This window comes from Kitasatospora sp. NPDC091207 (assembly GCF_044768625.1).
Classification (GTDB): Bacteria; Actinomycetota; Actinomycetes; order Streptomycetales; family Streptomycetaceae; genus Kitasatospora.
In genome coordinates this window covers 135467-148362 of the sequence record NZ_JBIVVS010000016.1, presented here as the reverse complement: position 1 = coordinate 148362, position 12896 = coordinate 135467, and the positions used below count along the sequence as shown (strand labels likewise).

The following is a 12896-nucleotide window of genomic DNA, read 5'->3' as shown; positions in this document are numbered from 1 at the left end:
GGTGTCAAGATGCCCTGTGCGCAGGGCACCACCCCGCACCCTCGGAGGCCGAGATGGCACCCCTGATCGCTCTTGTCGCCGGATTCCTGGCAGCCCGCCTGGCCGGACTGGCGGGTGTGGACATGCTCGACGGCTGGCACCCCGCCCTGCGGGTCGGACTGGCCGCGATGTTCCTGCTCACCGCGTTCGCGCACTTCTTCCCGCGCCTGCGGACCGGACTCGTCGCCATGGTCCCGCCCGGCCTGCCCCAGCCGGAGCTGCTGATCACGCTGACCGGCCTGCTGGAACTGGCCGGTGCCGTCCTGGTCCTCGTCCCGGCGACGACCCGGTGGGCGTCCGCCGGTCTGATCCTCATGATGATCGCGATGTTCCCGGCGAACGTCTCGGCCGCCCGGCGCCGACTGCCCGGCGTCACCCCCATCGGCCCCCGCACCGCCCTGCAGGTGCTGTTCGTCGCGGCCGCCGCACTGACCTTCGCGGGCTGACCTTCGCGGGCCGACCTTCGCGGGCCGACCGCGCACCGCCGCACCGCCGCACCTCCGCGCCGGCGGGACATCGCGACATCGGAGCCCCGCCCCGGACCATCGTCACGGCAGGCCGTAGCCTTTGATCGTTTCTGAGTCCGGCCGGACAGGTGGAGGAATTCGTGAAGGTCGCTGCCCCGGGGTTGGCCGAACTGCGGGAGGTCTGCCAGCCGCAGGCCAAACTGCAGAGCCGCAACGGCGAACACTGGGCGGGGCGCCTCTACATGCGGGACATCTCGCTGCGGACGACACGGCAGCTGGTCCGCACCCCGGTCTCGCCGAACACCCTGACCTGGGTGATGGTGGTCTGCGGCGTCGGCGCCGGAGCCGCCCTGCTGATCCCCGGGCTGACGGGCGCGATCCTGGCGGCCCTGCTGTTCCAGGGCTTCCTCCTCTTCGACTGCGTCGACGGCGAGGTGGCCCGCTGGAAGCGGCAGTTCAGCACGGCGGGCGTCTACGTCGACCGGCTCGGCGCGTACCTGGCCGACGCGGCGCTGATGATCGGCGCGGGCGTCCGGGTGGCCCGCGGCGGGTCCGACCTGTGGATCTCGGTCGGGCTGGCCACCGCACTGGGCGTGGTCCTGCTGAAGGCTTCGACAGACCTGGTGGACGTGGCCCGGGCCCGCAGCGGCCTCCTGCCGGCCGACGAGGAGTCGACCCAGCCGCGCTCGCAGGGCATCGCGACAGCCCGCCGGCTCGCCTCGATCTTCAAGATCCACCGGGTGACCAACGGCATCGAGGCCTCGCTGGTCCTGCTGGCCACCGCGGTCGCGGACGCGGCGGTCGGGAACATCGGACCGACCCGCATCGCGCTCGCCGCGCTCGCGGTGATCACCTGGGGCATGGTGGTCGCCCACCTCGCGTCGATCCTCTCCTCCTCCAGGCTGCGCTGAGCAGCGGAGCCGTTCGATCCGCCGATGACCGGGCGGCCGAAGGCGGACGGTCGGCCGGCCCCTTGACCCCGAACGCTCGGCCGACGGGCCGCAACCGTGAGCACCAAGTCCGGCGTGGCTGACTGCGAGCGGCACCCCGGCCGCTCGCAACCGGGGGGACGAACCTTGGAGACGTCAGAGCATCCGGACCAGGAAACCACCGCCGCCCGCGGCAGCTGCGGCCGGTACCTCCTCGCACCCGCGCTGGCCGCCGCCGGCGTGGTCGTCGGCACGTGGCTGACGATTCAGGCCTGGAACGACTGCCCACTCGGGAACAACTTCAGCAACAACATCGGCTTGAACTTCGGCACGGTGCCGGCGGTCTGGCTGGCGATGACCGTCACCCTCGCTCTTCTCCAAGCCGTCCTGCAGACGCACCCGCTCCCGGGCGGCCGGACCGTCAACCGGCTTGCGCCGGTGCTCGCCGCCGTCGCCCTCACGGCGATCTACCGGGTGGGGATGGAGTGGCCCTACTTCCAGCCCGACGGACGGTGCTTCGAGGGCTATCCGCTCTTCCCCTTCACCGGGAAGCCCGGCCCGCACACGAGTCTGTAGTCGCGGGCCCGTCCCCCGAGCGGTCGCGCCCCGTGCGACGGGGCGCGACCCGCTGGTTCACCGCTCGGAGGACAGCGCCCAGCGGGGTATGGCGACCGGCTCGACCGGGAGGCGGTCGGCACGGTCGATCTCACGATCATGCTCGCGGCCGGGGCCGTTGACCTCTTCGCTGCGCAGTCGGCAGACGGCGCCGACGACGGCCGCGAGGATGATCAGCACCAGGAACCCGAGCCCCTCGATGGTCACGCGGCCGCGTCCAGCTCGAACCAGACGGACTTGCCGTGCTTGCGGGGTTCGGTCCCCCAGCGGTGGGTGAGGCCCTGGACGAGCCGGAGACCGCGCCCGGACTCCGCGAACTCGCAGGGCTCGCGCTGCTCGGGGAACTCGGTGCTGTCATCGCTGACCGAGACCCGGAGCGTACGGCCGAGGATCAGGACCAGGACGACCGGCGAGGACGTCCGGCCGTGCCGCCACGCATTCACGACGAGCTCGGCGAGCGCGAGTTCGGCGTCGGCGATGGTTTCGAAGTCCCACCCGGCGCGCGCCATGGCGGCGCGCAGGGACTCACGGGCGAGGGCGATGGTCGAGGAGTTGAGGATGCAGTTACACACGGGGATTCTCCCTGCGGTGTAGGTGGGGCACACCGGTGAGGGTGTCGCCGTGAGCAAGCCCGTCGCGGAGCAGGCGACGCCGCGTTACGAGTGCTCTTCGGTGCCTGGGCAGCCGGTACCAACTGCCCGAGGGGCTGGCGTTACTGACAACCCGTTCGGTGAGCGGTGCATCACAGACTGTAGAGCACAGAAGCTCACACGTGCCACGCGATCGAGAAAACACGTGCCACCAAAAGCAGCTGGACTGATTGACCGTCCGCAGAGATGCTTGACCCATGCCACCACGCGCCACCCCAACAGCCAGGCAGGAACGGTTGGGCATCGAGCTGCGCAAGATGCGAGACTGCGCCGGCCGCACAACCGCCCAGGCAGCTGCCCTCTTTGGCCTCGACAGAACGAAGATCACGCAGATCGAGAAGGGCTACTACCCGGTCACCCCTGACCGGGTGCGTGCCCTCGCCGCCGACTACGAGGAAAGCGACACCGAGTACACCGAGGCACTCGCGCGCATGGCAGGTGAGCGGCACAAGGGCTGGTGGGAGGAGTACCGCGGCTCAGTTCCCACCGGCTTCCTCGACATGTCCGAGCTTGAGTACTTCGCCGAAGGCATGATGACCTACCAGGTGTGCCATCCTCCGGGCTCCATGCAGACCGAGGAGTACAGCCGCGCGATCTTCCAGGATGCCTACCCGCCCTTGAGGCCCCGCCTCCTCGAATCTCGCGTAGAGAACCGTGTTTACCGGTCCGAACTCCTCATGGCCAAAGACGCCCACCCCTATACCGCGGTAGTTCATGAGGCAGCGCTCAGGATGCGCTTCGGGGGACGTGAGGTCGCACGGAAGCAGCTGGACAGGATCCTGGAACTCTCGCATCTTTCACACGTCACGGTCCATGTGGTCAGCTTCGACGCCGATGGTTTCAAGGGCGCCGGTCAAGCCATTGTTCACACGAAGGGTCCAGTTCCCCGCCTGGACACCGTGCAGCTCGACGCAGTTGGCGGGCCCGTGTTCCTCCACGAGAAGAACCAGGTCGACAACTACTCCCAGATCATAGAGCGGATGATCGAGCGATCGCTTTCCGCAGAAAAGTCACGCGACCTGATCACGCGCATCAAGAAGGAAATCTAAGCTATGGAAATCCTGTCTTGGGCTCGGCCGTCCTTCTGCGCCGATTCCAACAACTGCCCCGAGGTAGCCATAACCCCCGACGCCGTCTACCTCCGCAGCAGCCTCCACCCCTCCTCCATCGCCCAACTCACCACCGACGAATGGCGCGACCTCGTCGCCGGCATCCGCAACGGCGAGTTCGACGTGTAGAACAGCTCGGCCCTCCGCGCGTGCGCGGAGGGCCGAGCCTGTGCGTCGGGCGGCCTACCGTCGCGCCGTCCGGTAGAACGTGCGCCGGGCCCAGAGGTAGCCGACCCCCGTCAGGGCCACGCACCAGCCCAGGGCGGCCACCGCGCTCCCGCCGATCTCCGTGCCCATCAGCAACCCCCGCAGCGTCTCGATGATCGGGGTGAAGGGCTGGTACTCCGCGAACCACCGCAGTGCCGTGGGCATCGAATCCGGCGGGACGATCGCGCTGCCGATGAACGGCATGAACTGGAGCGGCATCGGGATGTTGCTCGCGCTCTCCGGTGTCTTCGCCACCAGGCCGATGCCGGCCGACAGCCAGGTCAGCGCCAGCGTGACGAAGACGAGCAGGCCTGCGGCGGCGAGCCACTCCACCGGGCTGGCGTTCGGCCGGAAGCCCATCGCGAGGGCGGCGGCGAGCACGAGCACCAGGCCGATCGCCGTCTGGAGCACGCTACCGACCACGTGCCCGGTCAGGAACGCCGAGCGCGATATCGCCATCGTCCGGAAGCGGTTGACGATGCCTTCGGTCATGTCGACGCAGACGCCGATCGCCGTCACCAACGCCCCGGACGTCGCCGCCATCAGCAGGATGCCGGGCGTCACGTAGTCGATGTAGTCGCCGCCTCCGATTCCGGTGCCAAGTGCGTCGCCGTACGCGTAGTTGAACAGCAGCAGCATCATCACGGGCATCATCACGACCGCGAAGGTCAGCGACGGGTACCGCTGGGCGTGCTTGAGGTTGCGCCGCAGCATCGTCAGCGAGTCACCGACCACGTACGTCCCGCTCATCGGGCCCCCTCCCCGGTCAGGGCGAGGAAGACGTCGTCAAGGTCGACCGTTTCCACGACCAGCCTTTCCGCTCGCACCGAGGCGTTGTCGAGCGCGTCGAGCACCGCCTTCACGGTGACCACCGAGTTGTCGCCGGGGATGTCCAGCCGCAGGGCCTCGACCTCCGCCGTCGCGTAGTCGAACAGCGCGGCGGCCGCGCCCAGTTGCGCGCCGTCCGAGAAGTGGAGCCGGATCCACCCGCCGGGGACGATCCGCTTCAGCTCCTCGGCCGTGCCCTCGGCGACGATCCGGCCGCCGTCCAGGACGGCGATCCGGTCGGCGAGCCGGTCGGCCTCCTCCAGGTACTGGGTGGTGAGGAAGATCGTCACCCCGTGGTCGCCGACCAGCCGCTCGATGGTCTCCCACATCGTCCGCCGGCTCCGCGGGTCCAGCCCGGTGGTCGGCTCGTCCAGGAAGATCACCTTCGGGTCGCCGACCAGTGTCATCGCCAGGTCGAGCTTGCGCCGCATGCCTCCGGAGAGGGTCGTGGCGGGCTTGCGGGCGACCTCGGTGAGATCGAACCGCGCCAGCAGGTCCTCGGCCCGCCTCCGCCCCTCCCGACGGCGGAGGTGGTTGAGGTCAGCCATCAGCATGAGGTTCTCCTCGGCGGTGAGCAGGTTGTCCACCGCCGAGAACTGCCCGGTCACCCCGATCGCCGCACGCACGCCGTCGGCCTCGCGAACCAGGTCGCACCCGGCCACCCGGGCCACCCCGCCGTCGGCCGGGATCAGCGTGGAGAGGATCTCCACGGTGGTGGTCTTCCCGGCCCCGTTCGGCCCGAGCAGAGCGAACACCGTGCCTGCCGGGATCTCCAGGTCGACGCCCTTCAGCACCTGCTTGTCCCCGTAGGACTTGGTGAGTCCGATCGCCGAGATCGCGGCCATCAGGCCCTCCGGACGATCACGTTGCCGACCTGGGTACGACCGAGGACCTCGACGGTCTCCCGGGCGTCGCCCGGGCCCTGCGCCTCGCCGAGGGTGTTGCGGACGCCGCCGAACTTGCTGTGCACGTCGAGCCAGGCGGCCGTACCCTCCGCGATGCCGACCTCCACGTCCCCGACGCCGGTCTGCAGGCTGATCCTGCCGCGGACCACCCGGCCGACCCGGAGGTGGCCGTTCGCCGTCTTGGCGTCCACGCCCGACCCGGCACGGCCGACGTGGATCCGGCCGTTGGAGGCGTTGCCGGTCAGCTCGCCGGTCACCTCCTCGATCTCGGTGTCGCCGTTGCTGTTCTTGACCGTCAGCGCTCCGCCGACGGTGCCGATCTCGATCCGGCCGGAGCCCGACACCTCGGCGTCCCCGGCGACGTGGCCCAAGCGGATGTCGCCGTGGTCGGTCTTGAGCCGGACGCTCTCGGCCCAGTCCACCTGGACCCGGCCCATGGAGGTCTTCAGCCGGCAGTCCCCGAGCGGGCCCTCGGCCACGAAGTCCGCCATCGGGGAATCGGCGTGCACCTGCGAACCGGCCGGCAGCTCGACCAGGACCTCGATCGCGCCCTTCTTGTTGGAGAACACGGTGCGCTGCTTGGGGCCCTTGAGGGTGAGCCGACCGCTGGAGAAGTCGACCTGGGTCAGTTCGGCGGCCTTGACGTCCGCCTCCCTGGCCGCGTTGGCGGGCCGGACCTCGACCACGGCGTCGGTGCGCTTGCCGGCGGTGATCCACACCGCGCCGATCTCGAACTCGAAGGAGGCGGAGATCGGTCCGTCGGTCTCGAACGTAGGCATGGCTGTCCCGTCCTCTTGACTCGTGTGGGTGTTCCCGCTGGTCGGAGCGGGGGTGACGTGGAAGGTGCGAGGGTCTGGAAGGTGCGAACGGCCCGGACGGCGCGAGAGCCGCGGAGGTGTCAGTGAACCCAGCCGGTGAAGCTCTGGCCGCCGCTGCCGCGCGGGGCGCGGGTACCGGAGTCGGCTGCCGGGCGGACGCCCGGCTGACCACCCTCCACCGCGCCGGCGACCGCACGGACCAGCCAGGCGTTGAGGGACAGGCCCTCCTGTCCGGCGGCCTCCTCCGCCCGGGCCTTGAGGTGCGCGGGCAGCCGAAGGTTGATCCGGGCGGTGCCTGTCTCGTCCGGTTCCGGTGCCCCCGGGGGCACCGACGGCACCATGGGCGGCACCGCCGATGGTGCCATGGATGGCACCATCGACGGCACCTCACGGTGGAAGCCACCGGAGCCGGGCGGCACGGTCACCACGAACTCCGGATCGAGCCCGCGCAGCCGCACGTCCACCGAGCCCGGGGCGAGGTCGCGGGTGACCTCGCCCATGGCGGCCGACAGCGCGTTGAGCAGGGTGAGCCGCACGGCCGAGTCCAACGGGAGCGTCAGCCGCTCGGCCAGCGCGCGGGCTTCGTCCCCGCCGGCGGCGGCAGCCACCGCGAGTTCGTTCCGGAGGTTATCCACGTACGGCGTGAGGTCCATGGCCTCAGCATGGCACAGCGATGGCGCCACGTCGAGGCATTAATGGCGCCACTTTGGCACCACCCCTGACCGCGAGCGGCGCGCCCGGCGCCGGCCGTGGCACCGCCCCGGGGAGGGACCGCCGCCCCGAAACGGCGCCGCCCCGCCGGCCGAGGCCGACGGGGCGGTGCAGGGCGGTGCAGTGCAGTGCAGTGCGGTGCCCGCGAAGGAGCTCAGCCCTTGTCCCACCCGGCCAGGTAGGAGTCGATCTCGCCGACGATCCGGGCCTTGCCGGTCGCGTCCAGGAAGGAGGCCTCCACGGCGTTGCGCGCCAGCCCGGCGACGCCCGCCTCGTCCAGGTCCAGCAGCCGGGCCGCCACCGCGTACTCGGTGTTGAGGTCGGTGCCGAACATCGGCGGGTCGTCGCTGTTGACGGTGACCAGCAGGCCGGCGTCGACCATCTGCCGGATCGGGTGCTCCTCGATCCGCTCGACCGCACGGGTCGCGATGTTCGAGGTCGGGCAGACCTCCAGGGCGATCCGGTGCTCGCCGAGGAAGTCCAGCAGGGCCGGGTCCTTCACGGCCTGGGTGCCGTGGCCGATGCGCTCGGCGCCGAGCACCCGCAGGGCGTCCCAGACCGTCTCGGGGCCGGTGGTCTCGCCGGCGTGCGGGACGCTGCGCAGACCGGCCGCCCGGGCCCGGTCGAAGTACGGCTTGAACTGCGGGCGCGGCACGCCGATCTCCGGGCCGCCGAGGCCGAAGCTGACCAGGCCCTCGGGGGCGAGGTCGACGGCGAGCCGGGCGGTCTCCTCGGCGGCGGCCAGACCGGCCTCACCGGGGATGTCGAAGCACCAGCGGAGCACGACGCCGAGCTCCTTCTCGGCCCGCACCCGGGCGTCCTCGATGGCCTCCATGAAGGCGACGTCGGGGATGCCCCGGCTGACCGAGGAGTACGGCGTGACGGTCAGCTCCGCGTACCGGATGTTCTGCCGGGCCATGTCCTCGGCGACGCCGTAGGTCAGCGCGCGGACGTCCTCGGCGTCACGGATCAGGTCGACGACGCTGAGGTAGACCTCGATGAAGTGGGCGAAGTCGGTGAAGGTGAAGTACTCGGCGAGGGCGGCCGGGTCGACCGGCACCTTGGACTGGCCGCGGTGGCGGGCCGCCAGCTCGGCGACCACCCGGGGCGAGGCCGAGCCGACGTGGTGGACGTGCAGTTCTGCTTTGGGCATGCCGGCGATGAACGCCTCGATGCCCCGGTTCTGAACGGGGTTTCCGATCCGACTTCCGTCCGGCTGGACCACGGTGGTGCCCTACTTCCTCTACGCGCGTATCGGTGGTGTCCGCAAGAATAGGCACACCCGGGGGCTCACCCCCCGAGGGCGACCGCCACGGTGTGGATCAGCAGCCCCGCCAGGGCGCCGACCACGGTGCCGTTGATCCGGATGAACTGCAGGTCGCGGCCGACGTTCGCCTCGATCTTGCGGGAGGCGTCGTCCGCGTCCCAGCCTGCCACGGTCTCGGAGATCAGCGAGGTGATCTCGGTCCGGTAGGTGTCGACCAGGTACTGGGCGGCGTCCTGGAGCCAGCCGTCCACCTTGGCCTGGAGCTTGGGATCGGTCGCCAGGCGCGCACCGAAGTCACGCACGCCGTCGCGGATGCGCCGGCGTAGCTCGCTGTCCTCGTCCTCGGCCGCGTTCAGCACCAGGCCGCGGACGGCGGCCCAGGTGGAGGCGATCAGGTCCTGCACCTCGGGGCGGACCAGCAGGTCGGCCTTGGCCCGCTCGACCCGGGCGATGGTGGCCGGATCGGTCTGCAACTCGGTGGCGAAGTCGGCGAGGAAGTTGTCGATGGCACCGCGCGCGGCGTGGTTCGGGTCGTCCCGGATGTCGGTGACGAACCGCATCAGCTCCTTGTAGACCCGCTCGCCGACCTGGTGGTCGAGGAACTTCGGCGTCCAGCCCGGGGTCTTCTGGGTGACCCGCTGGACGACCTCCTCGTGGTTCTCGGTCAGCCAGTCGTGCACCCGGACGGCGACCAGGTCGACCACACCGTGGTGACCGCCGTCGGAGACCACCTTGCCGAGCATCCGGCCCATCGGCTCGGCGACCGAGGTGGCGGCGGCCCGCCTGGTCACCGCCTCGCCGACGACCGCCTGCACGTCGTCGTCGCGCAGCACCGCGAGGATGCCGCGCAGCGCCGCCGACGCCTCCTTGGTGACCCGCTCGGCGCTGCCGGGTGCGGCCAGCCACTCCCCCAGCCGCCGGGCGATGCCGAGCGCGGCGAGCCGGCCGCGCACCACCTGGCCGGAGAGGAAGTTGTCGCCGACGAAGTCGCCGAGCGACTTGCCGAAGGCGTCCTTCTTGGTCGGGATGATCGCGGTGTGCGGGATCGGCAGGCCGAACGGGCGGCGGAAGAGCGCGGTCACGGCGAACCAGTCGGCGAGCGCGCCGACCATGCCCGCCTCGGCGGCGGCGGCCAGATAGCCCGCCCAGGCGCCGGCACCGGCCGCCTTCGCCCAGGTGGCCAGGGCGAAGACCAGGCTCGCGAAGGCCAGCAGGCCGGTCGCGATGGTCTTCATCCGGCGGACGCCGCGTCTCTTCTCCTCGTCGGCCGCGGTGAACCGGACTCCGGGCCCGGTCCCGCTGAAGGCATCGTCACTCACCCCGCCAGTCTGCCCGTTGCCCGGCGCGGGCGGAGGGCGCGGCCCACCTGTACGCGCCGGGCACGTGCGACCGCGCGCCCCCGGAGCAGCGCGAACCCGCCACAGCACCCACCCACACACCGCGCCCACCCGCCGCTACGCGCCCCCGAGGACGATCCGCCGCACCCCCGCCACGTCCCAGCGCCCCGGGTCGGTGCAGCGACGGCCGTCCAACAGGACCCGGACGCCCGGCAGGTCGGCCGGTGCCAGCTCGCGGTACTCGGGGTGGTCCGCCTGCAGCACCGCGGCCGCCAACGGCTCGCCTCCGTACGGCGGCAGACCGAGCGCCACCAGCTCGTCGGACCGGTACAGCGGGTCGGCGACATAGGGGCGCGCACCGGCCGCGTGCAGCGCCTCCACCAGGGGGAAGACGCCGGAGTACGCCGTCTCCTTCACCCCGCCCCGGTAGGACGCGCCCAGCACCAGCACGCCCTGCCCGTCGACACCGCCCTCCAGCGCGCCGTCCAGCACCCCGACCGCGTAGCCGGGCATCGCCAGATTGGCCTCGCGGGCGGCCCGGACCACCGTCGCCGAGGGGTCGTTCCACAGGTAGAGCCGCGGATAGACCGGGATGCAGTGGCCACCGACCGCGACACCCGGCCGGTGCAGATGGCTGAACGGCTGGGAGTTGCAGGCGTCGGCGACGGCCGCGAAGTCCACCCCGACCCGGTCGGCGTAGCGGGCGAACTGATTGGCGAGCGCGATGTTGACGTCCCGGTAGGTGGTCTCGGCGAGCTTGGCGAACTCGGCGGCCTCGGCGGACTCCAACTCCCAGACCCCGTTGGGCCGGGGCAGGTCGGGGCGCGGGTCGAAGTCGAGCACCTCGCGGTAGAACTCGACGCCGCGCCGCCCGGCCGCCCGGTCGATGCCGCCGACCAGCTTGGGGTAGCGACGCAGGTCGGCGAAGACCCGGCCGGTCCGGACCCGCTCCGGGCTGAAGACCAGCGCGAAGTCCCGCCCGGGGGTCAGCCCGGAGCCGGCCGCCAGTCGCGGCGCCCAGCGGCCGCGGGTGACCCCGACCGGCAGGGTGGTCTCGTAGCTGACCAGGGTGCCGCGGCGCAGCCCGGCGGCGACGGCGTCGGTGGCGGCGTCGAGCAGGGTGAAGTCCGGGGTGCCGTCGGCGGTGGTGACCAGCGGGACCACCAGGACGACGGCCTCCGCCCCGGCGACCGCCGCCGAGGTGTCGGTGGTGGCGCGCAGCCGGCCCTCCGCCACCACCCGCTTGAGCGCCTCGTCCAGGCCGGCCTCCCGGGGGAACGGCGGCCGGCCCTCGTTCACCGAGCGGACGACCTCGGGCGAGATGTCGGCGCCGGCCACCCGGTGGCCCTTGGCGGCGAACTGGACGGCGAGCGGCAGGCCGAGCTTGCCGAGGCCGACCACGCAGATGTCGAGCCCGCTCACCGTCGGTCTCCGTTCGCGCCGCCGGCGAGGACGGCGTCGGTCAGCCGCCGCCAGGCCGGGTAACGGCGCAGCCGGCGACGCACCTGGACCGGCACGGCGCCGCGCCAGACCTGCTGCACCAGCGTGACCGGCGGCGGACCGGGCGGCGCGCCCGGCGGGGACCCTTCACCGTCCCGTGCGGGCGCCTCCCCGGCCCCCGCGCCCTCGTCCGGCGCGGGCGCCTCGGCGAGCAGGAACAGCTCGTCGGGCAACCCGAGCCCGGCCGCCCGGAACGCCGGGTAGCCGGCGTAGTGCCGGCGCCCGTCGACGACCACCGGCGGATCCCCGTGCGCCGCCTCGTAGCGGATCAGGTCGCGCAGCGCGTCCAGCCGCCCGGCGACGGCGAGTTCGAGCCGCAGCCGGTCGCCCACCGCCAGCCGGTCGTACACCTCGCGGGCGCCGAACCGCTCCACCAGGGCCGCCACCCCGGCGCGGATCTCCTCCTGCAGCTCCTCGGGGTGGAGCAGGAAGCCGGCCTGGAGCAGCTGCGGCACCTCCCAGCCGAAGTGCCGGGCCCGGATGGCGTCCAACTGCCCTCCCTCGGTCGCGAGTTCGGCGGCGACCCACTGCACGGCGGCGACCCCGCGCAGCCGGTCCGGCGCGCCGGCCCGCTGGGTGACGTTGCCCCGGTCCTCGCGCAGCACCAGGTGGTAGTAGTCGTAGTCGGCGAGCACCGAGATCCGGCGGGCCCGCAGACAGGCCGCCAGCGTGAAGGGCTGGTCCGAGTAGACCTTCAAGTCCTCGTTCCGTGCCAGATTGTGACGTCTGATCAGGTCCAGCCGGAACAGCTTGGTGTCGGCGAGCGCCCAGGCCAGCGCGGAGTCCTCGAAACCGACCGAGGCGGCCGTGGCACCGAAGATGCCCTGCGGCACCAGCCGCCCGTTCACCCCGATCTGCCGGGGGATCAGGATGTCCGACTCCCAGGTGTCGGCGGCCGCCACCATCCGGTCCAGCGCCTCGGTGCCGAGCCAGTCGTCGGCGCCGAGGAAGAGCACGTACCGGCCGCGGGCCAGCGCCAGCCCCCGGTTGGTCGGCGCGGCCGGGCCACCGGAGTTGGCCTGGTGCAGCACGGTGAAGAGGCCCGGATTCCGGGCGGCGTACTCGTCCAGGAGCGCGCCGCCGCCGTCCGTCGAACCGTCGTCGACCGCGACCACCTCCATGCGTGCCGGCCCGATGGTCTGCGCGACGAGCGAGTCCAGGCAGGCCGTCAGGTACGGCATGGTGTTGTAGACCGCGATCACCACGGTCACGTCGGGTACGGTCATCGGTCGCTGCCCCTCCGGTTGCACAGGTCGCCGGGCGTTCGCCGAGCGGTACGAGGTCGCCGGGCGTTCGCCGAGCGCTTCGCGGGTCACCGGGCGCTTCGCGGGTCGCCGAGCGATGACAAGGTCAACTCGGTGACACGCCAAGGAGTCACGTCCGCCACCCGCACAGGTGACGCCAGGGGAACGTACGGACGACCGGCCGCCCGTACGCGCGGACTACGCGCGGACGTCGCCTCCGCCGCCGAGCCCCGGGGGTGTGCGGCCGGCCCGGCGCCGGGCCGGCCGCAC

General features: G+C 71.9%; 15 protein-coding genes. 5 read left to right on the top strand and 10 right to left on the bottom strand.

Annotated elements, in window-relative coordinates; all coding sequences use genetic code 11:
* Positions 1–53: 53 nt before the first annotated feature.
* The 3 genes from ACIQTO_RS25025 (at position 54) to ACIQTO_RS25015 (ending at position 2011) form a co-directional block, all read left to right on the top strand.
* Entirely contained in the window at positions 54–485 is a 432-nt protein-coding gene (locus ACIQTO_RS25025; RefSeq protein WP_402391996.1) for a DoxX family membrane protein, read from the top strand.
* A gap of 161 nt (positions 486–646) precedes the next feature.
* Positions 647–1417 carry a CDP-alcohol phosphatidyltransferase family protein gene (locus ACIQTO_RS25020; protein ID WP_402391994.1) on the top strand — a complete coding sequence of 257 codons (771 nt, stop codon included), beginning with the start codon at positions 647–649 and terminating at the stop codon, positions 1415–1417.
* 165 nt (positions 1418–1582) lie between these two features.
* Positions 1583–2011 (top strand): hypothetical protein, encoded by a 429-nt coding sequence (locus ACIQTO_RS25015; protein ID WP_402391991.1) that lies wholly within the window; start codon positions 1583–1585, stop codon positions 2009–2011.
* A 57-nt stretch (positions 2012–2068) separates the two neighbouring features.
* Here ACIQTO_RS25015 and ACIQTO_RS25010 read toward each other — a convergent pair whose 3' ends face one another.
* The gene (locus ACIQTO_RS25010; protein ID WP_402391988.1) at positions 2069–2257 is read right to left on the bottom strand and encodes a hypothetical protein; all 189 of its coding nucleotides are present in this window, start codon (positions 2255–2257) and stop codon (positions 2069–2071) included.
* Positions 2254–2622 (bottom strand): ATP-binding protein, encoded by a 369-nt coding sequence (locus tag ACIQTO_RS25005; RefSeq protein ID WP_402391985.1) that lies wholly within the window; start codon positions 2620–2622, stop codon positions 2254–2256. The genes ACIQTO_RS25010 and ACIQTO_RS25005 overlap by 4 nt, the downstream gene beginning before the upstream one ends.
* A 314-nt stretch (positions 2623–2936) precedes the next feature.
* On the opposite strand from ACIQTO_RS25005, the gene ACIQTO_RS25000 reads away from it, so the two are divergent.
* Complete coding sequence (locus ACIQTO_RS25000; protein WP_402391983.1) at positions 2937–3749, top strand: helix-turn-helix domain-containing protein; 813 nt, start codon at positions 2937–2939, stop codon at positions 3747–3749.
* 3 nt (positions 3750–3752) lie between these two features.
* Positions 3753–3938: a DUF397 domain-containing protein gene (locus ACIQTO_RS24995; RefSeq protein WP_402391981.1), complete on the top strand. Its 186-nt coding sequence runs from the start codon at positions 3753–3755 to the stop codon at positions 3936–3938.
* A 54-nt stretch (positions 3939–3992) separates the two neighbouring features.
* On the opposite strand, the gene ACIQTO_RS24990 is transcribed toward ACIQTO_RS24995, so the two are convergent.
* The 8 genes from ACIQTO_RS24990 to ACIQTO_RS24955 all read right to left on the bottom strand — a co-directional run bounded on the left by ACIQTO_RS24990 (position 3993) and on the right by ACIQTO_RS24955 (position 12608).
* Entirely contained in the window at positions 3993–4766 is a 774-nt protein-coding gene (locus ACIQTO_RS24990) for an ABC transporter permease (protein WP_402391978.1), read from the bottom strand.
* Positions 4763–5689, bottom strand: a complete 927-nt coding sequence (locus ACIQTO_RS24985) for an ATP-binding cassette domain-containing protein (protein WP_402391975.1) — start codon at positions 5687–5689, stop codon at positions 4763–4765. The genes ACIQTO_RS24990 and ACIQTO_RS24985 overlap by 4 nt, the downstream gene beginning before the upstream one ends.
* Complete coding sequence (locus ACIQTO_RS24980; RefSeq protein ID WP_402391972.1) at positions 5689–6528, bottom strand: DUF4097 family beta strand repeat-containing protein; 840 nt, start codon at positions 6526–6528, stop codon at positions 5689–5691. The genes ACIQTO_RS24985 and ACIQTO_RS24980 overlap by 1 nt, the downstream gene beginning before the upstream one ends.
* Positions 6529–6647: 119 nt before the next feature.
* Positions 6648–7220 (bottom strand): toxin-antitoxin system HicB family antitoxin, encoded by a 573-nt coding sequence (locus ACIQTO_RS24975; protein ID WP_402391969.1) that lies wholly within the window; start codon positions 7218–7220, stop codon positions 6648–6650.
* A 212-nt stretch (positions 7221–7432) separates the two neighbouring features.
* Positions 7433–8452 carry an adenosine deaminase gene (locus tag ACIQTO_RS24970; RefSeq protein ID WP_402392163.1) on the bottom strand — a complete coding sequence of 340 codons (1020 nt, stop codon included), beginning with the start codon at positions 8450–8452 and terminating at the stop codon, positions 7433–7435.
* A gap of 116 nt (positions 8453–8568) precedes the next feature.
* Entirely contained in the window at positions 8569–9864 is a 1296-nt protein-coding gene (locus ACIQTO_RS24965; protein ID WP_402391967.1) for a DUF445 domain-containing protein, read from the bottom strand.
* 135 nt (positions 9865–9999) lie between these two features.
* Positions 10000–11304 carry a nucleotide sugar dehydrogenase gene (locus ACIQTO_RS24960; protein WP_402391965.1) on the bottom strand — a complete coding sequence of 435 codons (1305 nt, stop codon included), beginning with the start codon at positions 11302–11304 and terminating at the stop codon, positions 10000–10002.
* Positions 11301–12608 carry a glycosyltransferase family 2 protein gene (locus ACIQTO_RS24955; RefSeq protein ID WP_402391962.1) on the bottom strand — a complete coding sequence of 436 codons (1308 nt, stop codon included), beginning with the start codon at positions 12606–12608 and terminating at the stop codon, positions 11301–11303. The genes ACIQTO_RS24960 and ACIQTO_RS24955 overlap by 4 nt, the downstream gene beginning before the upstream one ends.
* Positions 12609–12896: the final 288 nt, after the last annotated feature.

Coding starts and splice junctions, on each gene's coding strand:
- ACIQTO_RS24995 (WP_402391981.1), top strand. CDS start 3,753: ATGGAAATCCTGTCTTGGGCTCGGCCGTCCTTCTGCGCCGATTCCAAC.
- ACIQTO_RS24980 (WP_402391972.1), bottom strand. CDS start 6,528: ATGCCTACGTTCGAGACCGACGGACCGATCTCCGCCTCCTTCGAGTTC.
- ACIQTO_RS25025 (WP_402391996.1), top strand. CDS start 54: ATGGCACCCCTGATCGCTCTTGTCGCCGGATTCCTGGCAGCCCGCCTG.
- ACIQTO_RS24990 (WP_402391978.1), bottom strand. CDS start 4,766: ATGAGCGGGACGTACGTGGTCGGTGACTCGCTGACGATGCTGCGGCGC.
- ACIQTO_RS24955 (WP_402391962.1), bottom strand. CDS start 12,608: ATGACCGTACCCGACGTGACCGTGGTGATCGCGGTCTACAACACCATG.
- ACIQTO_RS24985 (WP_402391975.1), bottom strand. CDS start 5,689: ATGGCCGCGATCTCGGCGATCGGACTCACCAAGTCCTACGGGGACAAG.
- ACIQTO_RS24975 (WP_402391969.1), bottom strand. CDS start 7,220: ATGGACCTCACGCCGTACGTGGATAACCTCCGGAACGAACTCGCGGTG.